Below are 25,536 nucleotides of genomic sequence, written 5' to 3'. Positions count from 1 at the left end.
GGCGGCACAACATCGGTCTGCTCGGCCTCGGTCGCTAGGGTGCGGCCCCCTTCACCGCCCACTTCCGGTGACGGGTGAAGAGCTGCTGGGCGTCCCCGCAGTAGCTCCACGGCACATCCGTGGCGTACGGGCCGATGGCGTCGAACACCTCGGCCGCCGCCCGGTGCTGATTCGCGAAGGACAGTGCGTGAGCCAGGTAGTTGGCGTCCTCGTGGAAGGCGGCGTGCGGCAGGGAAGGGGCCCGGTAGGTCCACCAGTTCGCCCAGGCCTGCTGGGTCGACGGGTTGTCCGTCCACGGATGGACCGTCAGGCCGTACCGGTGCCCTTCCTTCTTCATCCGCGTGCGGTGCGACTCGGCCAGCGCGACCAGCGGCAAGACGTGCAACGGCATCCCGCGGGGGACATGGGCGCACCGTTCCTGCGCCCAGTGGAACATCTCGCCCGCCACGCCGTGCCAGTCCGGAAACATGTAGGTGAGGATTTCGTGGTGCGCCTCCCTGTTCCACGGGTCGCGTGCCTCGACCTCCTGCCACACGCTCTGCACGGTCTCCCGCCACTGCCGGTCGCGGTCGGGGGAGTGGTAGCGCAGCAGGGCGAGCATGACGACGTAGGGCGTGGGATCGGCGGGCAGGGTGTCAGCGGCGGCATGGCAGCTCTCCCAGGCCTCTTCCATCTCCGTGCCGCTGCCCTGTCCCCGTGGACCGGCCATCGAGCGCAGGGCCTGGACGGTGGCGAGGAGGGCCAGCGCATGCGGCGAACGCGGTTCGGCCTGCGCCCAGGTGTCGGCGAAGGTGAGCCGGGCCCCCGCGCGGGCGAGCACCTGGAGGCGGAAGATACGGCGGTCCCAGTCGGCACCGGTCGCGGCCAGCAGTTCGCGTGCGCTCTCCCATCGGCCCATGGCGGCGTCCTCCACGACCGCGCGCAACCGGGAGTCGTCCCGTGCCGGATGCCGGTCGAAGGCCTGCTGGCGTCTCACGGCTGCCCCGTCACGGTCTTCTCGGGTGAGGGAGGCAGTTCCTCACCGTGCGCAGGGGCGGTGTGAGCAGGCACTGTTCAGGCCTCCGGGTGGGCGTTCGCCGTGGCGGACGCCGACATAGGGGGGAGTACGCCGTGCTGGGCGAACGGCCGGGGGGACGGCAGGCCTCGGAGGCCCGGCGTGCTCGAGGGGTGAGGCGGCGGGAACGCCGGCGGGGCCCGGGGGTGGTGTCCGTGAGCCCTGGATCAGGTCCGTGCCGAGGCGCTGTCTCGTCCGTAGGCGAAAGCCCGAGGCGACCTTGAGGGGCAATCACCGGAATCTCCTGTACGTGGGGGTACATGGGCCTGTGCAAGCCGACTGTCAACTTCGGTCATGAAGTGCTGACTTGAGAAAGAAGACTATTCACTGAGGCGCGGTGGCGCACATTCCTTTGGTGATAAAGCTCATGCGAGGGGCGCCCGGGGGCGTGGTGCGCTCCCCGGGGAGACCGGCCGGTTGTGCCGTAGGTCCGCTCGGCGATCGCGTCCCACGGCCGGGAGGTGCCGGACGTGGTGGCGCGGAACGCACCGAGCCTGCGCCCTGAGCGGCGGCCAACCCGGTTTGGTCACGACATCATCACAGGTTCTTCACTTCATCTATTTCGATGTTCAACCACTCGATACTCTCCCGGTTCCAGACACCTTGGGGGGATCGTGATGAATCAGCAGTATCCGGACCAGCCTGGGCAGCAGCACCCGCAGCACCCGCAGCACCCGCAGCAGCCGATGCCGGTCGGCATGTATGCGCCGCCGCCACCCCCGAAGAAGAGGAGCGCCGGAGCGAAGGTCGGCATCGGATGCGGCGGCGCCTTCGGTGCGCTCGTCCTGATCGGGGTCATCGCCGCCGCAATGGGTGGCAGTGACGCCACCACCCGGGCCGACGAGCCCGCGAAGCCCGACAAGGCCGCCGGCGCCCCGGCAAAGGGGAAGGCGAAGGATGACGCCAAGGCGGCCGAGGCCAAGGCGGACGAGAAGCCCAAGGGGAAGCCCGAGGGGAAGCCCAAGGCGGCCCCCGAGTCGCCGGCCGACCGGTTCAAGGCCTTCGTCGTGAAGCACGGAGGTGCCAACGAGAAGACCGCCATCGGGCACGTCACCAAAGTCCAGGGCGCCGAAGAGCAGAACGACATCCTCGACTCGGTCGACATCTACACCGACTTCACCGGCGGGATGCTGGGCCCCCACCAGAGCGAAGGCAAGCTGATCGCCTCCGCCTTCGCCGACTGGAAGACGTCCAAGAACGGCCTCGTCACCATCTACGACGCCAAGGGCGAAATGCTCGCCAACGGCAATTTCTGACCGGCCTGAAGCGGCAGGAGGCCCCGTCGCGGCCGTGGAGCGGCGGGCCTCGCCGTCCGGCGTGAGGCCGGCGTCGCGCCTGCCTCACCTGACGCCGGCATCACGCGCTACACCACTTGCCTCTCCGGTTTCAGCCGGGCGGCGGCTCGCGACCGTGGGCAGGGCCATGCACGCAGGAGAGTGTGCAGTCGCAAGGCGGGGGGCTATATGACGGGAAACCGAGGGCCGATGTCGCCGGAGGACAAGAAGAACACGCGGCTCGGCTGTGCGGTCATTGCGGTCTTCGTGCTGCTCGTCGGCGGGTGCGTCAACCTGATGAACGGCGACAACGAGACGAAGTCGTCCGCCGCCACGTCCGTCTCCGATGCATCCGGCAGCCAAAGTGACACCCTCATGGTGCTGGACTACACCGGCCAGAATCTGCAGGAAGCGCAGGATGCCGCGCAACGTAAGGGCATCTCCCTGCTCAAGAGCCGGGATCTGTCCACGCGCAAACGCCTGCAGGTGTGGGACCGGAATTGGCAGGTCTGCGATCAGGAGCCGGCTGCCGGGTCGGTCATGCACGACACCGACACGCTGACGTTCGCCGTCGTAAAGGCCGATGAGAGCTGCGACGAACCTGACGCGACGGAGTCCACGAGCGGCGCCGACGCGCCCGAGCCCACGGATGAACCGACCGACACCGAGGAAACCGCCACTGCGGATGATTCCGCCACGACTGACGGTCCGGCGTCCTCGGGCGGTTCCTCCTCCGGCGGGTCCACGTCCGGTGGTTCCGCGGCCTCCGGTGGTTCCGGCACGGACGGGGGCGGCTCCTCCGATGGTTCCGGTACGGACGGGGGCGGCTCCTCCGGCGGTGCCGGAACCACCGGAGGGGGTTCCGGGGGCGGCAGCAGTTCCACGAGCGGCAGCGGAGGGCAGGAGCAGGCACCGGCAGGCGCGTCCGCGCAATGCAACGACGGGACGTACAGCTACAGCGCGCACCGCCGAGGCACTTGCAGCCACCACCACGGGGTCGCCGTCTGGCTGAGAAGCCTTCCGGCCTGACGGCGGCCAGGGCCAGGGCGGCCGGACCAGGGTGCGGGGCCGGCGTGGCCGGGCCGGGGGCAGTCCCGGGCCGTGGGGTGGCCCGGACCAGGTCCGATGGCGGGTGAGAGGTGCGCGGCGCGTGCGGAGGCTCGGCCGTACAACCTTCGACGGCAATGGGCGGTCTTCACGACACCATCACAGAGGAATGGGGGATTGCGCATGTCGCACTCGCAGCAGCCCGCGCCGTTCGGTCAGCAGCCCCTCCTGTACACCTTCCCGTACGTGTCGTCGCCATCCGTGCCGCCGCCGTCCGCGCAGCCACCGAAGAGCCGGCACTCCGCACTCCGGATCGCCGTGGGCATGGCCTGTGCGCTCCTCGTCGTCGGGCTCGGTGCCGCTGTCGGAAACGACGGCAACGGCACCAAGAAGCCCCGGACGAAGCCCGCCCCCACCGTCACGGGCACCATCACAGCCAGGACAGCCGAAACGAACAAGACGGCCGAAACGGCCACGACCGCCAAGGCCGAATGGGAGAAGCCGAAGAGCGCCGCGAAGGCCGCGGAGAAGGCGCCGGTGCCCGCGGGCCCGGCCGCCGTGGTCGGCCAGGGCAGCTATCTCGTAGGAGACGGCATCGCCGCCGGCACCTACCGGACCGCCGGCCCCGACCCGTCCGATGCCCCGCTGTGCTCTTGCGCGCGCGCCAAAGGCGTCGGCAGCGGGCCGGACAGCATCATCGCCCAGGGCACCTCCCGGGGCCCGGCCCGCGTCACCATCCATCAAGGGGAGACGTTCGAGACCCACGGCTGCAGGGAGTGGACGCAGGTCCGGTGACCGGCCGCCGCTGCCCGGGGCGCGGCCCTCCGCGGCCGCGCCCCGTCGCCGTACCGCCCCGTTCGATTGCCGGGGCGGCCCCGAAACAGCGCGCCCGCCCCCCCGGCCGAGCAGCCATTTCCCCCGGCCGCCTCCGATCGGAACCCATTCCTCCACTCTTGTCCGGGGCGGGGTCCTGTCGAGAGGGGGCCGGTCACGAGATATCTTGATGTCGAGCAATGTTGCAGACGTGGAGCGGAGCACCCGGTGACTGACTCGACCATCATCTACACCCACACTGACGAGGCCCCGGCCCTGGCGACGTATTCGTTCTTGCCTGTGATCCAGGCATACGCGTCGACGGCCGGCGTCAGCGTGGAGACCCGTGACATTTCCCTGGCCGGGCGCATCATCGCGAGCTTCCCCGAGCGCCTGGAGGAGGGCCAGCGCATCGAGGACGCCCTCGCCGAGCTCGGCCGGCTAGCCAAGACGCCCGGCGCGAACATCATCAAGCTGCCGAACATCTCGGCCTCGATCCCGCAGCTCAAGGCCGCGGTCGCCGAGCTGCAGGAACAGGGCTACGCGCTGCCCGACTACCCGGACGACCCGAAGACCGACGAGGAGCGCGACATCCGCGCCCGTTACGACAAGATCAAGGGCAGCGCCGTCAACCCCGTCCTGCGGGAGGGCAACTCCGACCGCCGGGCGCCCGCGTCGGTCAAGAACTACGCCAAGTCCAACCCGCACCGCATGGGCGCCTGGACGGGCGACTCGAAGACGAACGTCGCCACCATGGGCGTCGACGACTTCCGCTCCACCGAGAAGTCCGCGGTCATCGACCGCGACGGCTCGCTGCGCATCGAGCTGTCGGGCGACGACGGCTCCACCACCGTCCTGCGTGAGTCGGTACCGGTCCTCGCGGGCGAGGTCGTCGACGCCTCCGTGATGCGGGTCGCCGCGCTGCGCGAATTCCTTACGGCGCAGGTCGCCCGCGCCAAGGCCGAGGGCGTGCTGTTCTCGGTGCACCTCAAGGCCACGATGATGAAGGTCTCCGACCCGATCATCTTCGGCCACGTGGTCCGCGCCTTCTTCCCGAAGACGTTCGCCCAGTACGGCGAGTCGCTTGCGGCTGCCGGCCTCACCCCGAACGACGGCCTCGGCGGCATCTACAAGGGCCTGGAGTCGCTGGCCGACGGCGCGGAGATCAAGGCGTCCTTCGACGCCGAGCTCGCCGAGGGCCCGGAGCTCGCCATGGTCGACTCCGACCGCGGCATCTCCAACCTGCATGTGCCGAGCGATGTCATCGTCGACGCCTCCATGCCGGCCATGATCCGCACCTCCGGCCACATGTGGGGCCCGGACGGCGGGGAGGCCGACACCCTCGCGGTCCTCCCCGACAGCAGCTACGCCGGCATCTACCAGGCCGTCCTCGACGACTGCCGGGCGAACGGCGCCTACGACCCGTCGACGATGGGTTCGGTGCCGAACGTCGGCCTGATGGCGCAGAAGGCCGAGGAGTACGGCAGCCACGACAAGACCTTCGAGATCCCGGTCACCGGTACCGTCCGGGTCCTCGACGAGAACGGCAACGCCGTCCTCGAGCAGGTCGTCGGCGCCGGCGACATCTTCCGTATGTGCCAGACCAAGGACGCGCCGATCCGTGACTGGGTCAAGCTCGCCGTCACCCGCGCCCGCGCCACCGGCGACCCGGCGGTGTTCTGGCTGGACGAGGGCCGTGCGCACGACGCGCAGCTGATCGCCAAGGTCAAGGCCTACCTCCCCGAGCACGACACCGAGGGCCTGCAGATCGAGATCATGTCGCCGGTCGACGCGATCACGTTCTCCCTCGACCGCATCCGCCGCGGCGAGGACACGATCTCGGTCACCGGCAATGTGCTGCGTGACTACCTGACCGACCTCTTCCCGATCCTCGAACTGGGCACCAGCGCGAAGATGCTCTCGGTCGTCCCGCTCATGAACGGCGGCGGGCTGTTCGAGACCGGTGCCGGCGGCTCCGCGCCCAAGCACGTCCAGCAGCTGGTCAAGGAGAACTACCTGCGCTGGGACAGCCTGGGCGAGTTCCTGGCGCTCGCGGTCAGCTTCGAGCACCTGGCGCAGACCACGGGCAACGCGCGCGCCCAGGTGCTCGCCGACACCCTCGACCGCGCCACCGGCACCTTCCTCAACGAGAACAAGTCGCCGAGCCGCAAGCTGGGTGGCATCGACAACCGCGGCAGCCACTTCTACCTGGCCCTCTACTGGGCGCAGGAGCTGGCGAAGCAGACCGACGACACCCAGCTCGCGGAGGCGTTCGCGGCACTCGCCAAGACGCTGACCGAGCAGGAGCAGACCATCGTCGACGAGCTGATCGCGGTGCAGGGCTCGCCGGCCGACATCGGCGGCTACTTCCAGCCGTCCGTGGCGAAGGCCTCCGCGGTCATGCGCCCGTCGAAGGCCCTCAACCAGGCCCTCGCGACCCTCAGCTGATGCGGTAACCGCGGAAGCCCTTCCGCCCCGGCCGGCGCCCTGCCGGCCGGGGCGGTTCCTCTTTCCGCGGGCAGCGGGGCCGCGGTGCCCCGTGAAGGCGTAGCGTCGGCCCGCACGCCGACCGGCCATCACTCACGGGGGTACACCGATGGAACTCACCCAAGTCCGCCTGCTCGTCACGGACTTCCGTGGCTGCTACCGCTTCTACCGTGACGTACTGGGCCTCGAGCCGCAGTTCGAGGCACCCGAGGGCCCGTACGCCAAGTTCAGCTGCGCCGACGGCTCGGCGGGTATCGCGTTGCAGGAGCGCGCACAGATGGCCGCGGTGCTCGGTGAGCTGGGGGCGGTGCCGGACGGATACCGGTCCCTGGTCGTCCTGCGCGTCGACGACCTCGACGGCTGCTGCGCGGAGCTCACCGGACGCGGCGCCGTTCTCGCACACGGCCCGGCTCCGATGACGGACCGGATGCGGGTCGCCCACCTGAAGGACCCCGACGGGAACATCGTCGAGCTCCAGCAGTGGCTAAGGCCGCGCGCAGCGGTCTGACCCGCCCCGGCCGCTCAGCCCACGCGGTCCGGAACGGGCTCAGCCCGCGCGCTCGGGCACGGGCTCAGCCCACGAGGTCCAGCACGGGCCGCAGCCCGTCCGGGCGCCGGTCCACCGGCAGATGGTCCACCGGCAGGAAGGAGCAGCCCAGCGCCGTGGCGGCGCCGTCGGCCGTGCGGTCGTCGCCGACCATCAGGACAGCTGCCGGGTCGAGCCCCAGCTCCCGGCAGCCGAGGGCGAAGAGCCGGTGGTCGGGCTTCTGGATGCCGTGTTCGTAGGACAGCACATAGATGTCGACATAGCGGTCCAGGCCGTGGGCGCGCAGCACCGGCCGCAGATCCCAGCCGATATTGCTCAGGACGCCGATACGGATGCCGCGCCGGTGCAGCTCCGCAAGCACCTCGGCGGCGTCGGGGTAGGGCTGCCAGGCCTCCGCCGCTCTGGAGCGGTCGTAGAGCGCGTCGTGCAACTCCGGGTCGGGGAGCGGCACTTGACGGGCCAGGCCGGTGTACAGCGCCCGGTGGTGGCGGGCTTCGCAGTCGCGGATCTCCCACAGACCGGCCAGTTCGGCGGGGACCTCGACGGGCGAGGAGCCGCCGGGGAGCGCGCCGGCCCGTTCCAGCGCGGCCGCCGAGCGGGCGAACTCGGCCTCGTCCATGGTCGTGCCGGAAGCGGTGAGCGCCGCACGCAGCCATGACTCGGTGGGCTCGATACGCAGCAGGGTTCCGGAGAAGTCGAACAGCACACCCTTGGTTGTCGTCATGACCGTCATTCTGCCCGCGGCGCCGTGCCGGGCACCTCCGTCCGGGGGGTGTGGTGAACGCCGTACACCGTCGCGGATCCGGCCACCAGGGCCCCGCCCAGAAGCCAGCCCCCGACGACATCCGACAGCCAGTGCACGCCCAGATACAGCCGGGTGAAGGCGACACCGGCGACCGAGACCGTGACCACTGCCCGGGCAGTCCAGCGCCACAGCGGACGCGCCCCGGCCAGCCGCAGCAGCCACAGCACGAGGGCGCCCGCGACCAGCGCGGACAGCGCATGACCGGAAGGGAACGCCGCGTAGTGTGCGGAGGCCACCGGGTCCGGCCAGACGGGGCGGTCCCTGTCGACCAGCGCCTTCATCGCCTGCTGCAGCACCGTACCGAGGAGCGCGGTGGCCGCCACCCAGAGGGCGAGCCGGCGTTCGCCACGCCGTACGAGCAGCAAGACCGCTCCCGCGAGCACCGCGCGCATCGTCCACGGGTCCCAGACCCAGTCGCTGAACACCCGGATGAGCCCGGTCCAGCCGGGCGCGGTCACGGCCGTCCGGTGCAGTGTGCCGGCGAAGGCCGCGTCCAGGGACATCAAGGGACCCCAGCGGGCCACGACGAGGACGAGCAGCAGCCCGTAGAGGAGCGTGCACAGTACGGCACACGAGAGGCAGGGGAGGAGACGGGCGGATGCCCGGCGGCTGTCGTCGTCCACGGCGGACGTACGGGCGGTGGGGAGCGGCGTCGACGGCATGGGGCGATCCTCGCCCATGACCCGCGCTCCGGGCGAGGACCCGCGCCCCGGCTCATGGCCGGCCACCCGGCCGAGGAACCGCGCCTCGGCCCATGACCCGTGCCCCGGGCGAGGAACCGTGCCCTACGTCAGCGCCCGCAGGCCAGGGACGAAGGTGACCAGCAGCGGCACGACCGGCACCAGCGTCGCCACCGCCGTCATCCGGAGCCGGCGGCCGGGGGAGAAGCGGGGCGCGGGGGCCAGCAGCCGGTCCACCCGTTGGGGCACCTGCGCGAGTTGCGTCGGGCAGGGGCCGAACACACCGCGGTCCTCGTTGAGTTCGACCAGGGCCAGGGCGAACGTCAGCCGCCCGAAGCGGCGCGAGGCCACATCGTCGGCGGCCAGCTCGACCAGCCGGTGCACCTGATCGCGGAACGCGGCGAAGACCGGGATCTGCGGGAAGCCGACGGCGAGTGCGGAGGCGCTGTACAGCAGGAGATCGTGCCGGGCCCGTGCATGGCCCTGCTCATGGGCGATCAGCGCATCGAGCTGACGGCCCTTCAGGCGTCGCAACGCCGAGGTGGTAATGACCAGTTGGGGCGAGGAGTGCTGCAGCCACCAGGCCTCCGGGCGGTCACCCTCCAGGACGACCAGACGCTCCTGGCGGGGCTCCTCGCCGGGCAGCAGCGGTGCGCGGCGCAGGAGTTCGGCCCGGCGCTGGCGGCGACGGGTGCGCGCCGCGCGTACCTCGCGGGTCAGGGTGACGGCCGTCCAGGCGCCGCCGCCCGCCAGCAGCAGGGCCAATGCCCCGGCCCACGGCCCGTACCCCTGGAGCGCATAGGCCTCGACGACCACCCGGGGGGCGAAGCCGAACACCGGGCCGCGGACGGCTTCCCAGGCGGCGGCCGCGCTCAGCGACATCGCGAGCACACAGCACAGCAGCACACCGGCCACCACGCACTGCCACACCCACAGGGCGAGCACCGGCTCGCGGTCGGGCCAGTCGGAGCGGGCCATCAGGCGCGGCGCCATTGCCGCGGCCAGCACGCCGAGAATCATCAGCGCGAGAGGGACCATCATGCCGTCAGCCTATGAGCGTGCGGCTACTCGTAGGTACAGCCAGGCCCGGTATGTGACCCATACCACCCACGTCACGGGTGTGAACGGCGCACCCCCGCGTACCCCCCGCGCCCTCCTGCGTCTCCCGCGCACCGACGTCCCGCAGGCCGCACCCGTACCCGTACCCGCACCCGCGGTCAGCCGTACACAGGAGCATTGCCACCGCCCCGCGCTCACAGCGCCAGCAGCATCGCCAGCATCCCGATGCCCATCGCCACCCGGCAGGCCCGCAGCACAGCGGGCGGTCCCGCGTCCGCCGGCACCAGCCGGACGCCGGCAGCGATCACATACACCGTGTAGTAGGCGAGCAACAGGCCCGTCAGCAGCGGCACCCCACCCGGCCCGGCATGCTGCATCCCACCCATCGCTCCCATTGCGCCCGTCGACTCCACCGGCCCCATCGAGCTCATCGACGCCATGGAGCCCATCGACCCCACTGACCCCGTCTGGCCCACCGCGCCCCCCGCCGCGTCCATGCGATCCGGCGGCACGGCCATCGCGAGCGCCATGTACACCATGGCGAACGTGCCCACCGCATGGTGCAGATGCCGCCGCGCCAGCGCCCACACCCCGGCCGCCGCGAAGGCCGCGGTGAACATCCAGGGCGACCACGGGGGCGGAGTCACGGCCGACGCGGGCAGCGCCATCGCCGCCATGCCCAGTGCCATCAGGCCTTCGCCGCGGGCATCCTCCCGGTACGCGTCGGGCCCGGTACGCGCCCGGACGAGGCAGTACGCACCGGCCGCGGCACACAGCAGCACCAGCAGCCAGCCGACCAACGGCGGTGCGTGCACGGCCCACCTCCCCGAGTACCGCCTGTCCCACGGATCGGGTGCAGAATGCCCGGCCGGGCCCCGGCACACGGGAGCGCACGGACGCACGGAGGGGGAGCGTGCGGCCTCTCGGACTCAGGGCCGGTAGCGCAGCGGATGGTCCGCCGGAACCTCCGTCAGCACGATCCGATGGCCGTCCGGGTCGGCGATCCACATCTCGACGAGCCCCCACGGCTCCTTCACGGGCGGCCGCAGCACCTCCACCCCGTGCGCCAGGAGCTCCTGGTGCGCCGCTGTCGCGTCCGCCACCTGGAGCCACAGCTGGAGGGTGTCGGTGGCCGGAGCCGTGGCCCGGCCGGAGACTTCCAGGAAGCCGCCGCCGAGGAAGTAGACCGTGCCGCGCTCGGGTCCCGTACCGAATTCCCGGTAGGTCTCCAGACCCAGCGCCGTGCCGTAGAACGCCCGCGACCGCTCGGGGTCGGACGGCCGCAACAGCACCCTGCTGCTCAGTACGTGCACCATGGCAGGACCCTACGCCGCCGGAGGCCCGGCACCGGGCCGCTGCCGCCGGAAGGTCATGACGAATGGCCCTGACATGACGTCCATGCCGCTTGTTAGCCTCCGCTCAGCCCTTCGTCCGGCCCTGAGAGGACTTCGCACACCATGCCCACCAGCGAGCTGACCTTCCGTGCCGCCCACGACGCCGATATCCCCGGGCTCGTCGACCTCATCGAGTCGGCGTACCGGGGGGACGCGAGCCGGGCCGGCTGGACGACGGAGGCGGACCTGCTGGCGGGACAGCGCACCGACCCGGAGGGCGTAGCCGCCGTGGTGCGGGCCGAGACCGGCCGGCTGCTCATCGCCGAGCGGGAGGACGCCCTGATCGCCTGCTGCCAGCTCGAACACCGCGGGGACCACGTGTACTTCGGGATGTTCGCGGTGCGCCCGGAGCTCCAGGGCGGCGGCTTCGGCAAGGTGATTCTCGCGGAGGCCGAGCGCACCGCCCAGGACCTCTGGGGCGCCGACGAGATGCGGATGACCGTCATCCGCCAGCGCGACGAGCTGATCGCCTGGTACGAGCGCCGCGGCTACCGCCGCACCGGGCAGCTCACCCCGTTCCCGTACGGCGATGAGCGCTTCGGCATTCCGCAGCGCGCCGACCTGGAGTTCGAACTGCTGGTCAAGCCGCTCGGCCGGCCGGTCGCCTCCTGACCGCTCACAGCCGTCCCGCCTGGATGATCCGCCGCAGGAACTGCCGGGTGCGGTCCTGCTGCGGGTCCCCGAAGACCTGGTCCGGCGTCCCGCGTTCCACCACCACCCCGCCGTCCAGGAAGCACACCTGGTCGGCCACCTCCCGCGCGAAGCCCATCTCATGGGTGGCGATGACCATCGTCATGCCCTCCTCCTTGAGATCGCGGACCACGCCGAGCACTTCCCCGACCAGCTCGGGGTCGAGCGCCGCGGTGATCTCGTCGAGCAGCAGCAGCCGGGGCCGCCCGGCCAGCGCGCGGACGATCGCGACCCGCTGCTGCTGACCACCGCTGAGCCGGTCCGGGTACTCCCCGGCCCGCCCGCCGAGCCCGAGCCGGTCCAGCAGCTCGCGGGCCCGCGCCTCCGCCTCGGCGCGCGGTACCCCGTGCACCCGGCGGGGCGCCAGCGTGATGTTGTCCAGCACGGTCATGTGCGGAAAGAGGTTGTAGGCCTGGAAGACCACGCCGATCCGGCGGCGCACCGCGTCCACGTCCGCCCGCGGATCGGTGATCTCCGCGCCGTCCAGGAAGATCGCACCGTCGTCGATCTCCTCCAGCAGGTTCGCGCAGCGCAGCAGCGTGGACTTGCCCGACCCCGAGGCCCCGATCAGCGCCGTCACGGTGTGCTGCGGGACCGCCAGATCCACATCCCGCAGCACGACCGTGCCGCGTCCGTACGTCTTGCGCACGGACTCCAGCCGCAGCACCGGACCGCCGCCGGGCGCCGCCGTCCCGGCCGCCTCGTCGGCCGGCCGCGGGGCGTCGTCCGTCGTGCTCATACGAGTCCTCCCTGGGCGCGCCTGCGGTCCATGCGGGCCGTGATCCAGTCCGTGCCCCGCGTCATGGGGATCGTCAGCGCCACGAAAACGAGCCCGGCCACGACATACGGCGTGAAGTTGAAGTCCCTGCCGGCGATGATCTGCGCCGCGTAGACGGCATCCACCGCACCCGCGATGGACACCAGACCGGTGTCCTTCTGCAGCGAGACCAGATCGTTCAGCAGCGGCGGCACCACCCGCCGTACCGCCTGCGGCAGCACCACGAAGCGCAGCGCCTGGCCGCTGGACAGGCCCAGCGACCGGGCCGCGGCCCGCTGTGAGGGGTGCACCGATTCGATGCCCGCCCGGAAGACCTCGGCGACATAGGCCGAGTACGTCAGCACCAGCGCGGAGCCGCCGAGCAGCACGGGATCGGTGGTCACGCCCTGCAGCCGCAGCGCCGGCACTCCGAAGACCACCATCAGCAGACAGATGATCAGCGGCAGGCCGCGGAAGAAGTCGGTGTACGCGGCGGCCAGGGCGCGCAGGGGGAAGAACACCGGGCCCCGCAGCGTCCGGGCCACCGCCAGCAGCAGCCCGAGCACCAGCACCGCCGCCCCGCACACCACCAGCAGCCGCAGATTCAACAGCAGCCCCTCCAGCACCTTCGGCAGCGCCTTGGCGGCGTACTCGGCGCTGAAGAATGTCTCCCGGGTCCGCGGCCAGCCGGGGGAGCGGGTGATGACGAGGTAGAGGACGGCGGCGGTGACCAGAGTGCTCAGCGCGGCCACGGTGGTGGCGCGCCGGGTCCTGGCCCGCCGGAAGCGCTCCCGCTCGATCCGCCGCTTCGAGGGCACGTACCCGTCATCGGCCCGGTCAACGGGCCCGCCATCGGCTCCGTCCCGTGCCGTTCGGAGTTTCGACACGCCTTCTCCGTACGTCATTTGAGCACCGGGACGGATACGGCGTCGCTCAGCCACTTCTTCTCCAGCGCGGCGAGGGTGCCGTTCTTGCGCAGCGCATCCACCGCGGCCGTCACACACCCGGTGATCCGGCTCTCCTTGTCCAGGACCAGGCCGAACTGCTCCTCGTCGGCGCCGGTGGCCGCGAACTGCCCGACGACCTCGGCGTCCTTCACCTCCGCCGAGGTGATGTAGAAGGCCGTCGGCAGATCGGTGAGGATCGCGTCCACCTGGCCGTTCTTCAGCGCGGACTTGGTGAGGTCGTTCTTCTGGAACACGGCGGGCGGCTGATCCGGCCGGATGGTGTCGTTGATGACGTCCAGGCTGGTGCTGCCGACCTGCGCGCCCAGCTTGAGGTGACGCAGGGCGGCGATGCTCTTGGCATGCGCGGCCCGGGAGCCCTTGAGGGCGGTGACCGCCTGGCGCACGTCGTAGTAGCCCGAGGAGAAGGCGACGGCCCGTTTGCGTGCGGGGCTGATGGAGACCTGGTTGACGTCGAAGTCGAACTTCTTCTGGCCGGGCGCGAAGGCGTTGGCGAACGGCACGGTCTGCCAGCGCACCGCGTCCTTGCCGTAGCCCAGTTGGCGGGCGACGGCATAGGTGACGGCCGATTCGAAGCCCGTGCCACTGGCCGGGTCGTCGTCCTGGAACCAGGGTGCGTAGGCGGGCTTGTCGGTGCCGACCGTGAGCTTGCCGTCCGCCACGGTGGCCAGCTTGCCGCGGTCACAGCTCTGTTTGCCCTGCCCGGCGGCCCGCGGGCCGCCGGGGGACTCGTCCTGCGGGGCACAGCCGACGGCCGCGGCGAGCAGCGCGACGGTGGCGCAAGTGGCAAGGCGGAGAGGGCGGTTGGCGAGGCGCATGGCGGGAGAGTGGCAGGGCCCGAGGCCGTCTGTCGAGATCACTGCGGGAAACGTCCGCATGGTGGAAATGCATTGCGGCGCTGTGAACTGCACATTTCCCGGTCGCCGGGTGGGTCCCGAAGAGCCCGAAGAATCCGAGAATTCCGAAGAGCCCGAAGAGCCGGTGCGCCCCTCCCTGCTCACCTCGTGCCACGCCGCCTCACGCCGCGAACCTGCACCGCCTCACGTCGCGAACCGGTGCCGCCTCACGCCGTGAAGCGGACCGCCCGCCGGATCTCCGGCTGGTCGGTCACCACACCGTCCAGACCGAGCCCGCGCGCGAGGCGCAGCTGATCATGCGTGTTGACCGTCCAGCCCACGACCTCCAGATGCGCGGCATGCGCCCGCTCGACCAGCTCCAGGGTGAGCCGGCGGATGTTCAGCGAGAGCATCGTCGCGCCGACGGCCTGCGCACGGTCGACCACGTCCGCGCCGTACCGGCTGCCGACCAGCGCGGTCCGTACGCCGGGCAGCAGGGTCCGGATCGCGGCCAGCGCCTCGTCGTGGAAGGAGATCACGTCGACCCGGCCGACCAGATCGCGCGACCGCATCACCTCGGCCAGCGCCTGCGCGGCCGCCACGTCCTTGATCTCGGCCTGCAACGGCGCCTTGACCGCGTCGACGACCTCCTCGAAGACGGGGATCCGCTCGCCCCGGCCGGCATCGAGTTCGCGGAGTTCGGCGAGGGTGCGCTCGGCGATCGGGCCGGCGCCGTCGGTGGTCCGGTCCACATCCGCGTCGTGCATCACCACGAGCGCGCCGTCCTTGCTCAGATGCAGATCGAGTTCGATGACATCGAGGCCTTCGTGCTCGGCGCGCACGAAGGACCGCAGGGTGTTCTCCGGCTCCACGCCCATCATCCCGCGGTGTCCGATGGTGAGAAAGGACAAGGCTGCCTCGCTTCTGTCGGCTCGGTGCTGGTGTCGGCTCCGTACACGTGCCGACCGTCGGGTGTCGGCAACGGCGCTACGAAATGGCGCACAGCCTAACGGGACCGACCGGCGGAAAACGGGCTGCCGGACCGGACCGCGGTGTGTCCAGTACGGGTACCCGCCATATCCGGCTTCAGACCGCCTCACCCTCGCGTGGGCGAGTCCTTGCCGCGCTGACGGCGCGCCGCAGGCCGGCCGGTCCGCGGCGGCCCCCGGGCCGTATGGCATATGCCACACGGTTCGGGGGTTTCCCTGCCGTGGAAGGTGCCGGAGGAACCGCCGAAACCCTTGGCATTGCTGGGAGGAAGTGCCGTCCAGGCTGTCACTGACAGGAAAAAAGTGCGCCAAGGCGGGGTGTCGGCAGAATAATTTTCAACGACTCCCCTTGAGCGGGCCATCCTCGGCTGGTTACCGTGTTCTGACAACACGATCTATCGCCGGAGGGCAGTCATGACGGAAATTCTTTCGCCTGTGGGTGTCCGTGAGGCCACCACGGCCGCGGAGAGCGTGGTCGCGCACCCGGCGTGGCCCGTGCTCAAGGACGCGGTCGAGACCATCCGTCCCTGGCAGTCCAAGGACGGCTCCATAGACCTGGCGGCGGAGGGCGCGCCCACCGCCGAGGCCGTCCGCGCCGAGGTCGACAAGATGGCCGCGGCCGTCGGGGAACTCGCCCCGCTGCTGCCGCACAACGCCGCCTACCACCAGGCCCTCGTCGCCGACCTGCGCCGCTGGGCCGACGGCGGCTTCGGGGTGCCGGACTTCCTGGACTCCCTCCTGGCCTTCCAGCCCGCCAAGCAGCGCGCCGACGGCCTCCAGCACCTCGTGCTGTTCCCCATGTACACCCAGAACGGCAACCCGGACCGCAACTTCGAGGCCGTCGTCCTGCGCATGGTCTGGCCGGACTGGCTCGCCGAGCTGGAGCGCACCCGCTACGACAACGCCCTCTTCTGCGGCATCACCTTCGAGGACTTCACGGCCGGCTACGACACCCACTCCGCGGTGCTCTTCCCGGAGACCATCGCCGTGCGCGAGGCCCCCGAGCGGTTCAGCTGGGGCGGTATCTTCTGCGACCGCGAGGCCGCCCGCTTCCGCCGGGTCAGCGAGGCCGCCATCGAGACGCTGGGCGTCGAACTCCCCGCGGACATCCGCGAGATGCTGGCCGACCAGGAGCGCTGCCAGGAGGCGTTCGTCCTGTGGGACATGGTGCACGACCGCACCCACAGCCACGGTGACCTGCCGTTCGACCCGTTCATGATCAAGCAGCGCCAGCCGTTCTGGATGTACGGCCTGGAGGAGCTGCGCTGCGACCTCACCGCCTTCAAGGAGGCCGTGAAGCTGGAGGCCGAGGGGTACTCCCAGGCCCGCGACGTGCAGTTCGCAGTGATCTTCGACCGGATGTTCCGGTTCCCCGTCACCGGCGACCGGGTCCGCAACTACGACGGCCTCGGTGGCCAGCTGCTCTTCGCGTACCTGCACAAGCACGACGTCGTACGCTGGACGGACAACACACTGCACATCGACTGGGAGCGGGCGCCCAAGGTCACCAACCAGCTGTGCGGCGAGATCGAAAAGCTCTACCGCGACGGCATCGACCGGCCCAAGCTGGTCCACTGGTTCGCCGCGTACGACCTCGTCTCGACCTACCTCGCACCGCACCCGGGCTCGGTCTGGGCCAAGGGCCCCGACGCTCTCGACCTCGACCAGCCGCCGCGCAAACTCGTGGACGACGTGCTCCCCGACGAGTTCCCGCTGAGCATGTTCTACGAGGCGCTCGCCAAGAAGCTGCGCACTGTGATCGCATCCACCAAGGGCATCACGGCCCACAGCGATGAATTGGCGGCGGCATGACGAACGACCGGAACACCCGGCCGCAGGCCGTCCAGGAGCAGGACGAGGAGGCGACGAAGATGGTGACTTCGACGGGCGGCCAGGGGCCGCTGGAGGGTGCGGTCATCGCGGTGGCGGGCGCGGCAGGTCCGGCCGGCCGCGCGACCCTGCTGCGACTGGCCGAAGCGGGTGCGGTGGTGGTCGGCTCGGACTCGAACGCCGAGCGGCTGGCGGAGGCCGTGGACGCGGCCCGCTACGCCCACGGCGGCGCCACGGTGATCGGGGACACCGTCGACCTCTTCGACATCGACCAGACCCGCGAATGGGCGGCTCGTACGGAGAAGGAGTTCGGCCGGATCGACGGCCTGGTGCACCTCGTCGGCGGCTGGCGCGGCTCCTCCACCTTCGCGGAGACCGACCTGGCGGACTGGGACATGCTGCACAAGCTGCTGGTCCGCACCGTCCAGCACACCTCGCTCGCCTTCCACGAAGCCCTCGAACGCAGCGGCAACGGCCGCTTCCTCCTCACCAGCGCGGCCGGCGCCGGCAAGCCCACCGGGGGCAACGCCGCCTATGCCGCCTCCAAGGCCGCCGCCGAGGCCTGGACGCTCGCCATGGCGGACGGTTTCCGCAAGTCGGGGGGTGAGCAGGGACCGCGCGCCGCGGCTGCGATCCTGATCGTGAAGGCGCTCGTCAACGACCAGATGCGCGCCGAGCGACCGAACGCCAAGTTCGCGGGCTTCACGGATGTCACGGAGCTGGCCGAGGCCATCGCCGGGGTCTGGAGCCGGCCCGCCCAGGAAGTGAATGGACAGCGTCTGTGGCTGACCCCCGAGCCGTGACCGGAGCGAAGACCGACGCCCGGCGGCATCACGACCCCGAGATACGCGGCTTCGCCAGCGACAACTACGCCGGCGCCCACCCCGAGGTGCTCGCCGCGCTCGCCCTTGCCAACGGCGGCCATCAGGTCGCCTACGGCGAGGACGAGTACACCGAGCACCTGCAGCGGGTCTTCCGCAGCCACTTCGGGCAGCGCGCCGAGGCGTTCCCGGTGTTCAACGGCACCGGCGCCAATGTCGTCGCCCTGCAGGCCGTGACCGACCGCTGGGGTGCGGTGATCGCCGCCGAGTCCGCGCACATCCATGTCGACGAGTGCGGCGCGCCCGAGCGGATCGGCGGGCTCAAGCTGCTCACCGTGCCCACCGAGGACGGCAAGCTCACCCCCGAGCTGATCGACCGCGAGGCGTACGGCTGGGACGACGAGCACCGCGCCATGCCGCAGGTCGTCTCGATCACCCAGAGCACGGAGCTCGGCACGGTCTACACACCCGACGAGATCCGGGCGATCTGTGAACACGCGCACGAGCGCAACATGGTGGTGCACCTCGACGGCTCGCGGATCGCCAACGCCGCGGCGACGCTCGATGTTCCGATGCGGGCGTTCACCTACGCCGTGGGCGTCGACATCCTCTCCTTCGGCGGCACGAAGAACGGCGCTGTCTTCGGTGAGGCCGTGGTCGTGCTCAACCCCGACCGGGTGCGCGCCATGAAGCACCTGCGCAAGCTGTCCATGCAGCTGGCCTCCAAGATGCGCTTCGTCTCCGTCCAGCTGGAGGCGCTGCTCGCCAAGGACCTGTGGCTGCGTAACGCCCGGCACGCCAACACCATGGCGCAGCGGCTGGCGGCCGGGGTGCGGGAGATCGGCGGGGTGGAGATCCTTTACCCCGTGCAGTCCAACGGCGTGTTCGCCCGGCTGCCGCACGAGGTGAGCGAGCGGCTGCAGAAGCGCTACCGCTTCTACTTCTGGGACGAGTCGGCGGGTGTGGTGCGCTGGATGTGCGCGTTCGACACCGCCGAGGAGGACGTCGACGGCTTCCTCGCCGCGCTCCGCGAGGAGATGGGCCGCTAGCCCGGCGCCGCCTCGCCTGAATAGCTATGCGCCCGACCGAAAAGTCATTGACTCTCGGCCGGGCGCATCGCTACGTTCCCCGGGTATGGAACTGATCCAGAACGCCCCGGAAATTTCTGCCTATTTGGCGGCCGACGAGGTCATCGACCATGACCATCCGCACGTCCGGGCCACTGCCGCCGCCCTCGCCGCCGAAGCTCCCGATGCATACGCATACGCCAAGGGCGCCTTCGAGTTCGTCCGCGATGCCATCCCGCACAGCGCGGACTCCGGTGACCCGCGCGTCACCTGGCGCGCCTCGGACGTGCTCGCGCTGCGCACCGGCATCTGCTACGCCAAGACGCATGCGCTGGTGGCCCTGCTGCGGGCGGAGGGCATCCCCGCCGGGCTGTGCTACCAGAAGCTCGACACCGTCCACGGTCTGATCGCCGTCCGGCTGCCCGGCGAGGATCGCTGGGCGCGGCAGGATCCGCGGGGCAACAAGCCGGGCGTCGACGCACGGTTCCGCCTGGACCGTGAGCAGCTGGCCTTCCCTGTGCGCCCTGAGTGCAACGAAGTGGACTACCCAGTGCTATTTGCTGAACCGCACCCGGCCGTGCTGCAATGCCTCCAGGAGGCCGTCGACCGGCCTCACCTCTGGCAGATGCTCCCCACCGATCTCTGAGGAACGGCCCCGATGCCCAGCTCTTCGCACGTCTCCGGCACGACCTGCCGCCTGCATGTCTCCGACGAGGTGCGGGACCTGGCGCCCGGTTTCGGCTACCTCGCCGTCGAAGCCCACGGGCTGACCAACGGGCCCAGTGACGAGGCCGGCGCGGCGCTCCTGGACGAGGCCACCCGCCGCCTCGCCGGGCGGCTGGACGGACGCGCCCCGCAGGACGATCCGCACCTCGCCGCCTGGCGCGCCGCGTACACCGCCTTCGGCAGCAAGCCCTCCCGCACCCGCAACTCCGCCGAGGCGCTGGCCAGACGGGCGCTCGCGGACGGCGGTCTGCCCCGCATCAACCGCCTCGTCGACCTCTACAACGCCCTCAGCGTCGCCCATCTCCTCCCCGTGGGCGGCGAGGACCTGGACCGTATCCAGGGCGGTATGCGGCTCGTGCGGGCCACCGGCGACGAGCCGTTCGTGACCGCGGCCGGCGGCGCCGAGACCGTTGAGCACCCCGATGCGGGCGAGGTGGTCTGGTGTGACGACGAGGGCGTCACCTGCCGCCGCTGGAACTGGCGGCAGGGGGTACGCACCCGCCTCACCGAGGACTCGGTCAGCGCCCTCTTCCTGCTGGAGCGGATGGCTCCCCTGCCCCTCGACGCACTGACCGCCGCGGGCGCCGAGCTGGCCGAGACGCTGCAGCAGGCCTGCCCCGGCGCCCGTATCGAGGTCGGCGACATCTGGACCCCGTGAGCGGGCCCGCCGGACCCGCCGGACCGGCCGCCCCGGGCGCGTCGCGGCGACGGTGCGCTCCGGCCGCCGGGTTCGCTATCCGGCGGTGCCGGGCGCGGCGGGCGCCGTGCCGCCGAGGTGGGCCGGCATCCACCAGGTGTCCTCGGCGTCCTTGGGGCGTACGGGGTAGGCCCGCTGCGCCGCCTCCAGCAGGTCCTGCACCCGGGCCCGCAGCCGGTCGGTGATCTTCTCGGCCTGCTCGGCCGGATCGGCCTCCATCGGCTCGCCCACCCGGATCGTTATCGGGAGGTGGTGACGGCCCAGATCGCGCTTGTGGCCCTTGGTCCACAGCCGCTGGGTGCCCCACAGCGCCACCGGCAGCAGCGGCACCCCGGCCTCCTGGGCCAGCCGCACCGCACCCGACTTGAAGGTCTTCAGGGTGAAGGACTCGGAGATCGTCGCCTCGGGGAAGACCCCGATGATTTCGCCCGAACGCAGGGCGGACAGTGCGTGCTTGTAGGCGTGCATCCCCTGCGCACGGTCCACGGGGATGTGCTTCATCGCGCGCATCAACGGCCCGGACACCTTGTGCCGGAACACCGACTCCTTCGCCATGAAGCGCACCAGCCGCTTGGCGGGACGCGCCGTCAGTCCGGCGAAGACGAAGTCCAGGTACCCGATGTGATTGCTCACCAGAACCGCCCCGCCACGGCGCGGAATATGGTCCGTCCCGGCGATGTCGAATTTCAGATCGAGCGCCTTGAAGAGGGTGCGGGCGGCGCCGATCACCGGCGGATAGACGAGCTCTGCCATTGTCCGGAGGACCCCTTTTCCACGCCTGGGGAGGGTTCTCCCGGCGGAAGCCTACGCAGTCGTAACTGCGACTTTCGGGTGATCGTGCCCGATGTCGGCCGTGGCGGCCAGCGCGTCGGCCGCCAGGACCGGGAGATTCTTGTCACGTGGAGACCCGCTCAGCCGGCCGCTCTCCGCAGCAGAACATACCTCCCGTACCCCGGGCAGCAGCCGAAGGCGCCGTGGAGAGGCGTGGAGAAGGGCTGCCGCGAGGGCACACCCGGTGGCCGCGACCCCCGGCGGCTGCGGCTCCCGCCGGGGAATCTTTGCGGTCCCGTGAACGCTGCACCCGTCGACGACTGGACTCATGGTGTGCATCGCGGTGCTCGCGGCGGCGAGCGCGTTCGGCATGTGGCACCGACGCCGTAAGGGGAGGCCGAAAGGTGCACAAGCGGGACGACGGGGCGCGGCTCGGGGCCGCCGAGATCGGCGCGGAGCTGGGGGAGCGGGCCACCCTGCTGCAGTTCTCCAGCGCCTTCTGCCAGCCCTGCCGGGCCACCCGGCGCACCCTGGCCGAGGTCGCCGGCATGGTCGAGGGGGTGGCCCATGTCGAGATCGACGCGGAGGACCATCTGGACCTCGTACGCCACCTGAAGGTGCTGCGCACTCCCACGGTGCTGGTGCTCGACGCGGACGGCGCGATCGTGCGCCGCGCCTCCGGGCAGCCCCGGAAGGCCGATGTCATCGCGGCGCTGGGCGCGGCGGTCCGTGATTGATCTCCCAGATGGCGGGCGGCTCTTGACGCTGTGGGTCACACATCGTCACTCTGACGTGATGCGGCCAGGAACCCCTCTGTACGGACGCGCCCACGTCGATCTTCTGCGGACTGCCAGCGCCCGCTGTCCAGGCGTGTGAGCAGCGACGACACCATCGCCGCCGACCGCTGCGCAGCCGTCGGCGGCTCTTCCCGGGCTCGTACACCACAGCAGAAGGACAATTCCATGACGGCCTCGCCCGGCCTCGGCACGCCACGTACCGCCTCCCCCGAGCTGCTGCGCTCGGTCTTCCGGCAGCACGCCGCCGGCGTCGCGGTGATCACCGCGCACGGCTCCCGCCCCGTCGGCTTCACCGCCACCTCCCTCACCTCCGTCGCCGCGGACCCGCCGCTGCTCTCGTTCGGCATCGGCACCGGTGCCTCCAGCTGGCCGGCCGTCTCGGAGGCCGAACACATCGGCGTCCACATACTCGGCGAGCACCAGCAGGAACTGGCCGCCACCTTCGCGCGCAGCGGCGCCGACCGCTTCGGTCCCGCCACGTCCTGGCGCACCGGCCCCGAGGGGGTGCCCCTCCTGGACGGCGTACTGGCCTGGCTGGTGTGCGAGGTCGTGGCGCGGGTACCGGCCGGTGACCACCGCATCGTGCTCGCCCGGCCCGTCGTCGGCGACCCCGCGGGGCCCGGCCGTCCGCTGCTCTACCACCAGGGCCGCTTCAACGCGCTGCGGGACTGACGGGTTCCCGTTCCGCTGGGTCGTTCCCCGGTGAGGGCCGTTGGCAAGGTCACATTTCGGTGGCCTTGCTTCGGGGCGGGAGAGTCGATGTACTGGCGAGTAATATGGCGGTCGGCGTGGGGAACCGCAACCGACCGGGAGCCGCCCCGACAGGCGCCTATGCTGCCAGCACAAGGCAGTTCTGAAGAGACGAAGCAGGTAGGAGAGCCGGCGTGAGCCTGAGGATCGTTGTCTGTGTGAAGTACGTGCCCGACGCCACCGGCGACCGGCACTTCGCCGAGGACCTGACCGTCGACCGTGACGACGTGGACGGTCTGCTCTCGGAGCTCGACGAGTACGCCGTCGAGCAGGCCCTGCAGATCAAGGAAGCCGCCGACGACGCGGAGATCACGGTTCTCACCGTCGGCCCCGAGGACGCCAACGACGCGCTGCGCAAGGCGCTGTCGATGGGCGCCGACAAGGCCGTCCACGTCGAGGACGACGACCTGCACGGCACCGACGCGCTCGGCACCTCGCTGGTGCTGGCCAAGGCCATCGAGAAGACCGGTTACGACCTGGTCGTCTGCGGTATGGCCTCCACCGACGGCACGATGGGTGTGCTGCCCGCGCTGCTCGCCGAGCGCCTGAACGTTCCTCAGGTCACCCAGCTCTCCGAGGTGTCCGTCGACGGCGGCAAGGTCACCGGGCGCCGCGACGGCGACACCGCCACCGAGCAGCTGGAGGCCGCGCTGCCGGCCGTCGTGTCCGTCACCGACCAGTCGGGCGAGGCGCGTTACCCCTCCTTCAAGGGCATCATGGCCGCCAAGAAGAAGCCGGTGGAGTCCCTGGACCTGGAGGACCTGGAGATCGAGGCGGACGAGGTCGGCCTCGAGGGCGCCTGGACCAAGGTCGACGGCGCCACCGAGCGTCCGGCCCGCACCGCGGGCACGATCGTCAAGGACGAGGGCGAGGGCGGCAAGCAGCTCGCCGAGTTCCTCGCGGGCCAGAAGTTCATCTGAGCCGCAGTCCTTACCCCCGCCCTCATTCTTCCCGCAGGAGAGCAATCCCATGGCTGAAGTCCTTGTCTACGTCGACCACGTGGACGGCGCCGTCCGCAAGCCCACCCTCGAACTGCTCACCCTCGCCCGCCGCATCGGCGAGCCGGTAGCCGTGCACCTCGGTGCGAACGCCGAGGACGCCGCGAAGATCCTCGGTGAGCACGGCGCCGTGAAGGTGCTGGCCGCCGACGCGCCCGAGTTCGCCGAATACCTCGTCGCCCCCAAGGTCGACGCGCTGCAGGCCGCCTACGACGCGGTCTCCCCGGCGGCCGTGCTGCTGCCGTCCTCCGCGGAGGGCAAGGAGATCGCTGCCCGCCTCGCGCTGCGCATCGGCTCCGGCATCATCACCGACGCCGTCGACGTCGAGGCCGGCGACGAGGGCCCGGTGGCCACGCAGTCCGTCTTCGCGGCCTCGTACACCACCAAGTCCCGCATCACCAAGGGCACCCCGGTCATCACCGTCAAGCCCAACTCCGCCGCCCCGGAGGCCGCCCCGGCCGCCGGCACGGTCGAGCAGCTCGCGGTGACCGTCGCCGACTCCTCCAAGGGCACCAAGATCGTCTCGCGCACCCCGCGCGAGTCGACCGGCCGCCCGGACCTGACCGAGGCCGCGATCGTGGTCTCCGGTGGCCGCGGCGTCAACGGCGCCGACAACTTCCCGGTCATCGAGGCGCTTGCCGACTCGCTCGGTGCGGCCGTCGGCGCCTCGCGTGCCGCGGTGGACGCCGGCTGGTACCCGCACACCAACCAGGTCGGCCAGACCGGTAAGTCGGTCTCGCCGCAGCTGTACATCGCGGCGGGCATCTCCGGTGCGATCCAGCACCGCGCCGGTATGCAGACCTCGAAGACGATCGTCGCCATCAACAAGGACGAAGAGGCGCCGATCTTCGAGCTGGTCGACTACGGCGTGGTCGGCGACCTCTTCGACGTCGTCCCGGCCCTCACCGACGAGGTCAAGACCCGCAAGGGCTGACGCCGTCCCGCCGGAGCCCGGCTCCGGCCCTCGCACGAGGCCCCGTACGCGCGGTGCGTACGGGGCCTCGTGCTGTGGCGGCACCCGCGGACGGGTGCCGTGGTGGTGCCGGCGGCCAGGGGTCGCGCCGCCGGCACCGGCCGGGTGTCGCGCCGTCAGTCGCCCGTGGCCCCGTCGATCCGTTCGCGCAGCAGGTCCGCGTGGCCGTTGTGCCGGGCGTACTCCTCGATCATGTGGACATAGATCCAGCGCAGGTTGAGCGTGCGTCCCCGGCGCGTGGTGAAGGTCTCGTCCAGCCCGCGGTCCGCCACCGCCTTGTCGCATGCCTCGATCTCGGCACGGAAGACGGCGACATCACGCTCCGCGCCGGCCGGGTCCGCGTCGTGGAAGTCGGCGTCCGGGTCGTCCCCGGTGAAGTAGAGATCGCCGATCCGCTGCCCGAGGAAGCGCACCCGGAACCAGGTGCGTTCGACGTCGGCCATGTGGCGTACCAGACCGAGCAGCGTGAGGGTGGAGGGTGCGGCGCTCGCCTCGACGAGCTGGTCGGGCGTCAGGCCCGCGCACTTGGCGAGCAGGGTGTCGCGGTGATAGTCGAGCCAGCCTTGCAGCATCTCCCGTTCGCCGGCCGCGGTCGGGAGTTCTCTGCGTTCGATGGGGGGTGCGATCCACGTCATGAGGGGGAGTCTGACGGGGCGGCTGCGGACCCGCCATGGGGTTTCCGGCCCGGCCGTAAGGAGATGCCTCCTAC

At 71.0% G+C, this 25,536-nt stretch carries 27 protein-coding genes; 15 read left to right on the top strand and 12 right to left on the bottom strand.

Annotation, left to right across the window (positions count from 1 at the left end; translation table 11 throughout):
- Window positions 1-34: 34 nt before the first annotated feature.
- Window positions 35-976 (bottom strand): hypothetical protein, encoded by a 942-nt coding sequence (locus ABR737_RS09420; RefSeq protein WP_350249734.1) that lies wholly within the window; start codon window positions 974-976, stop codon window positions 35-37.
- Between the two features lie 695 nt (window positions 977-1,671).
- Here ABR737_RS09420 and ABR737_RS09415 point away from each other — a divergent pair.
- The 5 genes from ABR737_RS09415 to ABR737_RS09395 all read left to right on the top strand — a co-directional run bounded on the left by ABR737_RS09415 (window position 1,672) and on the right by ABR737_RS09395 (window position 7,183).
- A complete protein-coding gene (locus ABR737_RS09415) occupies window positions 1,672-2,310 on the top strand; it encodes a hypothetical protein (protein ID WP_350249733.1) in 639 nt (212 codons plus the stop codon).
- A 207-nt stretch (window positions 2,311-2,517) separates the two neighbouring features.
- Entirely contained in the window at window positions 2,518-3,357 is an 840-nt protein-coding gene (locus tag ABR737_RS09410; RefSeq protein WP_350249732.1) for a DUF3761 domain-containing protein, read from the top strand.
- A 201-nt stretch (window positions 3,358-3,558) separates the two neighbouring features.
- Complete coding sequence (locus ABR737_RS09405) at window positions 3,559-4,170, top strand: Rv1352/Rv1906c domain-containing protein (protein ID WP_350249731.1); 612 nt, start codon at window positions 3,559-3,561, stop codon at window positions 4,168-4,170.
- A 246-nt stretch (window positions 4,171-4,416) separates the two neighbouring features.
- Window positions 4,417-6,636, top strand: coding sequence for an NADP-dependent isocitrate dehydrogenase (locus ABR737_RS09400; RefSeq protein ID WP_350249730.1), 2,220 nt, complete (start codon window positions 4,417-4,419; stop codon window positions 6,634-6,636).
- 148 nt (window positions 6,637-6,784) lie between these two features.
- A complete protein-coding gene (locus ABR737_RS09395) occupies window positions 6,785-7,183 on the top strand; it encodes a VOC family protein (RefSeq protein WP_350249729.1) in 399 nt (132 codons plus the stop codon).
- A gap of 64 nt (window positions 7,184-7,247) precedes the next feature.
- On the opposite strand, the gene ABR737_RS09390 is transcribed toward ABR737_RS09395, so the two are convergent.
- The 5 genes from ABR737_RS09390 to ABR737_RS09370 form a co-directional block, all read right to left on the bottom strand.
- Window positions 7,248-7,955, bottom strand: a complete 708-nt coding sequence (locus tag ABR737_RS09390) for an HAD family hydrolase (protein WP_502964300.1) — start codon at window positions 7,953-7,955, stop codon at window positions 7,248-7,250.
- Window positions 7,952-8,689 carry a phosphatase PAP2 family protein gene (locus tag ABR737_RS09385; RefSeq protein WP_350249727.1) on the bottom strand — a complete coding sequence of 246 codons (738 nt, stop codon included), beginning with the start codon at window positions 8,687-8,689 and terminating at the stop codon, window positions 7,952-7,954. The genes ABR737_RS09390 and ABR737_RS09385 overlap by 4 nt, the downstream gene beginning before the upstream one ends.
- Before the next feature lie 123 nt (window positions 8,690-8,812).
- Window positions 8,813-9,748: a M56 family metallopeptidase gene (locus ABR737_RS09380; protein WP_350249726.1), complete on the bottom strand. Its 936-nt coding sequence runs from the start codon at window positions 9,746-9,748 to the stop codon at window positions 8,813-8,815.
- A 212-nt stretch (window positions 9,749-9,960) separates the two neighbouring features.
- A complete protein-coding gene (locus ABR737_RS09375; protein WP_350249725.1) occupies window positions 9,961-10,581 on the bottom strand; it encodes a DUF5134 domain-containing protein in 621 nt (206 codons plus the stop codon).
- A gap of 114 nt (window positions 10,582-10,695) precedes the next feature.
- Window positions 10,696-11,082: a VOC family protein gene (locus tag ABR737_RS09370; RefSeq protein WP_350249724.1), complete on the bottom strand. Its 387-nt coding sequence runs from the start codon at window positions 11,080-11,082 to the stop codon at window positions 10,696-10,698.
- A gap of 141 nt (window positions 11,083-11,223) precedes the next feature.
- On the opposite strand from ABR737_RS09370, the gene ABR737_RS09365 reads away from it, so the two are divergent.
- Window positions 11,224-11,772, top strand: a complete 549-nt coding sequence (locus tag ABR737_RS09365) for a GNAT family N-acetyltransferase (protein ID WP_350249723.1) — start codon at window positions 11,224-11,226, stop codon at window positions 11,770-11,772.
- 4 nt (window positions 11,773-11,776) lie between these two features.
- On the opposite strand, the gene ABR737_RS09360 is transcribed toward ABR737_RS09365, so the two are convergent.
- The 4 genes from ABR737_RS09360 to ABR737_RS09345 all read right to left on the bottom strand — a co-directional run bounded on the left by ABR737_RS09360 (window position 11,777) and on the right by ABR737_RS09345 (window position 15,319).
- Window positions 11,777-12,589: an amino acid ABC transporter ATP-binding protein gene (locus ABR737_RS09360; RefSeq protein ID WP_350249722.1), complete on the bottom strand. Its 813-nt coding sequence runs from the start codon at window positions 12,587-12,589 to the stop codon at window positions 11,777-11,779.
- Window positions 12,586-13,512, bottom strand: coding sequence for an amino acid ABC transporter permease (locus ABR737_RS09355; protein WP_350249721.1), 927 nt, complete (start codon window positions 13,510-13,512; stop codon window positions 12,586-12,588). The genes ABR737_RS09360 and ABR737_RS09355 overlap by 4 nt, the downstream gene beginning before the upstream one ends.
- A complete protein-coding gene (locus tag ABR737_RS09350; protein ID WP_350249720.1) occupies window positions 13,509-14,390 on the bottom strand; it encodes an ABC transporter substrate-binding protein in 882 nt (293 codons plus the stop codon). Before ABR737_RS09350 ends, ABR737_RS09355 begins: the two co-directional genes overlap by 4 nt.
- Before the next feature lie 245 nt (window positions 14,391-14,635).
- Window positions 14,636-15,319: a glycerophosphodiester phosphodiesterase gene (locus ABR737_RS09345; RefSeq protein ID WP_350249719.1), complete on the bottom strand. Its 684-nt coding sequence runs from the start codon at window positions 15,317-15,319 to the stop codon at window positions 14,636-14,638.
- Window positions 15,320-15,811: 492 nt separating this feature from the next.
- On the opposite strand from ABR737_RS09345, the gene ABR737_RS09340 reads away from it, so the two are divergent.
- The 5 genes from ABR737_RS09340 (at window position 15,812) to ABR737_RS09320 (ending at window position 20,499) form a co-directional block, all read left to right on the top strand.
- Window positions 15,812-17,209 (top strand): DUF6421 family protein, encoded by a 1,398-nt coding sequence (locus ABR737_RS09340; RefSeq protein WP_350249718.1) that lies wholly within the window; start codon window positions 15,812-15,814, stop codon window positions 17,207-17,209.
- 59 nt (window positions 17,210-17,268) lie between these two features.
- Window positions 17,269-18,030 carry an SDR family NAD(P)-dependent oxidoreductase gene (locus tag ABR737_RS09335; protein WP_350256730.1) on the top strand — a complete coding sequence of 254 codons (762 nt, stop codon included), beginning with the start codon at window positions 17,269-17,271 and terminating at the stop codon, window positions 18,028-18,030.
- Window positions 18,009-19,097, top strand: coding sequence for a threonine aldolase family protein (locus ABR737_RS09330; RefSeq protein WP_350249717.1), 1,089 nt, complete (start codon window positions 18,009-18,011; stop codon window positions 19,095-19,097). The genes ABR737_RS09335 and ABR737_RS09330 overlap by 22 nt, the downstream gene beginning before the upstream one ends.
- 85 nt (window positions 19,098-19,182) lie before the next feature.
- The gene (locus ABR737_RS09325; RefSeq protein ID WP_350249716.1) at window positions 19,183-19,761 is read left to right on the top strand and encodes a transglutaminase-like domain-containing protein; all 579 of its coding nucleotides are present in this window, start codon (window positions 19,183-19,185) and stop codon (window positions 19,759-19,761) included.
- Between the two features lie 12 nt (window positions 19,762-19,773).
- Window positions 19,774-20,499, top strand: coding sequence for a B3/B4 domain-containing protein (locus ABR737_RS09320; protein WP_350249715.1), 726 nt, complete (start codon window positions 19,774-19,776; stop codon window positions 20,497-20,499).
- A 75-nt stretch (window positions 20,500-20,574) separates the two neighbouring features.
- Here the strand turns inward: ABR737_RS09320 and ABR737_RS09315 are convergent, their stop codons facing one another.
- Window positions 20,575-21,291, bottom strand: coding sequence for a lysophospholipid acyltransferase family protein (locus ABR737_RS09315; RefSeq protein WP_350249714.1), 717 nt, complete (start codon window positions 21,289-21,291; stop codon window positions 20,575-20,577).
- 422 nt (window positions 21,292-21,713) lie between these two features.
- On the opposite strand from ABR737_RS09315, the gene ABR737_RS09310 reads away from it, so the two are divergent.
- The 4 genes from ABR737_RS09310 (at window position 21,714) to ABR737_RS09295 (ending at window position 24,788) form a co-directional block, all read left to right on the top strand.
- Window positions 21,714-22,046: a TlpA family protein disulfide reductase gene (locus tag ABR737_RS09310; protein WP_350249713.1), complete on the top strand. Its 333-nt coding sequence runs from the start codon at window positions 21,714-21,716 to the stop codon at window positions 22,044-22,046.
- Window positions 22,047-22,271: 225 nt separating this feature from the next.
- Window positions 22,272-22,778: a flavin reductase family protein gene (locus tag ABR737_RS09305; RefSeq protein ID WP_350249712.1), complete on the top strand. Its 507-nt coding sequence runs from the start codon at window positions 22,272-22,274 to the stop codon at window positions 22,776-22,778.
- 212 nt (window positions 22,779-22,990) lie between these two features.
- Window positions 22,991-23,776 (top strand): electron transfer flavoprotein subunit beta/FixA family protein, encoded by a 786-nt coding sequence (locus tag ABR737_RS09300; protein WP_336051523.1) that lies wholly within the window; start codon window positions 22,991-22,993, stop codon window positions 23,774-23,776.
- A gap of 49 nt (window positions 23,777-23,825) precedes the next feature.
- A complete protein-coding gene (locus ABR737_RS09295) occupies window positions 23,826-24,788 on the top strand; it encodes an electron transfer flavoprotein subunit alpha/FixB family protein (protein WP_350249711.1) in 963 nt (320 codons plus the stop codon).
- Between the two features lie 155 nt (window positions 24,789-24,943).
- On the opposite strand, the gene ABR737_RS09290 is transcribed toward ABR737_RS09295, so the two are convergent.
- Window positions 24,944-25,462 carry a DinB family protein gene (locus ABR737_RS09290; RefSeq protein WP_350249710.1) on the bottom strand — a complete coding sequence of 173 codons (519 nt, stop codon included), beginning with the start codon at window positions 25,460-25,462 and terminating at the stop codon, window positions 24,944-24,946.
- Between the last annotated feature and the right edge of the window lie 74 nt (window positions 25,463-25,536).

Source organism: Streptomyces sp. Edi2 (assembly GCF_040253635.1).
Classification (GTDB): domain Bacteria; phylum Actinomycetota; class Actinomycetes; order Streptomycetales; family Streptomycetaceae; genus Streptomyces.
Note: the sequence above shows the minus strand (reverse complement) of the source record. Positions and strands in the feature narration are given on the sequence as shown.

What these genes read in the sequence shown, in the direction of transcription:
- ABR737_RS09320 (WP_350249715.1), top strand. Translation starts at nt 19,774, where the DNA reads ATGCCCAGCTCTTCGCACGTCTCCGGCACGACCTGCCGCCTGCATGTC.
- ABR737_RS09295 (WP_350249711.1), top strand. Translation starts at nt 23,826, where the DNA reads ATGGCTGAAGTCCTTGTCTACGTCGACCACGTGGACGGCGCCGTCCGC.
- ABR737_RS09365 (WP_350249723.1), top strand. Translation starts at nt 11,224, where the DNA reads ATGCCCACCAGCGAGCTGACCTTCCGTGCCGCCCACGACGCCGATATC.
- ABR737_RS09315 (WP_350249714.1), bottom strand. Translation starts at nt 21,291, where the DNA reads ATGGCAGAGCTCGTCTATCCGCCGGTGATCGGCGCCGCCCGCACCCTC.
- ABR737_RS09325 (WP_350249716.1), top strand. Translation starts at nt 19,183, where the DNA reads ATGGAACTGATCCAGAACGCCCCGGAAATTTCTGCCTATTTGGCGGCC.
- ABR737_RS09390 (WP_502964300.1), bottom strand. Translation starts at nt 7,955, where the DNA reads ATGACGGTCATGACGACAACCAAGGGTGTGCTGTTCGACTTCTCCGGA.
- ABR737_RS09405 (WP_350249731.1), top strand. Translation starts at nt 3,559, where the DNA reads ATGTCGCACTCGCAGCAGCCCGCGCCGTTCGGTCAGCAGCCCCTCCTG.
- ABR737_RS09410 (WP_350249732.1), top strand. Translation starts at nt 2,518, where the DNA reads ATGACGGGAAACCGAGGGCCGATGTCGCCGGAGGACAAGAAGAACACG.
- ABR737_RS09290 (WP_350249710.1), bottom strand. Translation starts at nt 25,462, where the DNA reads ATGACGTGGATCGCACCCCCCATCGAACGCAGAGAACTCCCGACCGCG.
- ABR737_RS09395 (WP_350249729.1), top strand. Translation starts at nt 6,785, where the DNA reads ATGGAACTCACCCAAGTCCGCCTGCTCGTCACGGACTTCCGTGGCTGC.
- ABR737_RS09335 (WP_350256730.1), top strand. Translation starts at nt 17,269, where the DNA reads ATGGTGACTTCGACGGGCGGCCAGGGGCCGCTGGAGGGTGCGGTCATC.
- ABR737_RS09380 (WP_350249726.1), bottom strand. Translation starts at nt 9,748, where the DNA reads ATGATGGTCCCTCTCGCGCTGATGATTCTCGGCGTGCTGGCCGCGGCA.
- ABR737_RS09340 (WP_350249718.1), top strand. Translation starts at nt 15,812, where the DNA reads ATGACGGAAATTCTTTCGCCTGTGGGTGTCCGTGAGGCCACCACGGCC.
- ABR737_RS09360 (WP_350249722.1), bottom strand. Translation starts at nt 12,589, where the DNA reads ATGAGCACGACGGACGACGCCCCGCGGCCGGCCGACGAGGCGGCCGGG.
- ABR737_RS09385 (WP_350249727.1), bottom strand. Translation starts at nt 8,689, where the DNA reads ATGCCGTCGACGCCGCTCCCCACCGCCCGTACGTCCGCCGTGGACGAC.
- ABR737_RS09350 (WP_350249720.1), bottom strand. Translation starts at nt 14,390, where the DNA reads ATGCGCCTCGCCAACCGCCCTCTCCGCCTTGCCACTTGCGCCACCGTC.
- ABR737_RS09305 (WP_350249712.1), top strand. Translation starts at nt 22,272, where the DNA reads ATGACGGCCTCGCCCGGCCTCGGCACGCCACGTACCGCCTCCCCCGAG.
- ABR737_RS09355 (WP_350249721.1), bottom strand. Translation starts at nt 13,512, where the DNA reads ATGACGTACGGAGAAGGCGTGTCGAAACTCCGAACGGCACGGGACGGA.
- ABR737_RS09415 (WP_350249733.1), top strand. Translation starts at nt 1,672, where the DNA reads ATGAATCAGCAGTATCCGGACCAGCCTGGGCAGCAGCACCCGCAGCAC.
- ABR737_RS09370 (WP_350249724.1), bottom strand. Translation starts at nt 11,082, where the DNA reads ATGGTGCACGTACTGAGCAGCAGGGTGCTGTTGCGGCCGTCCGACCCC.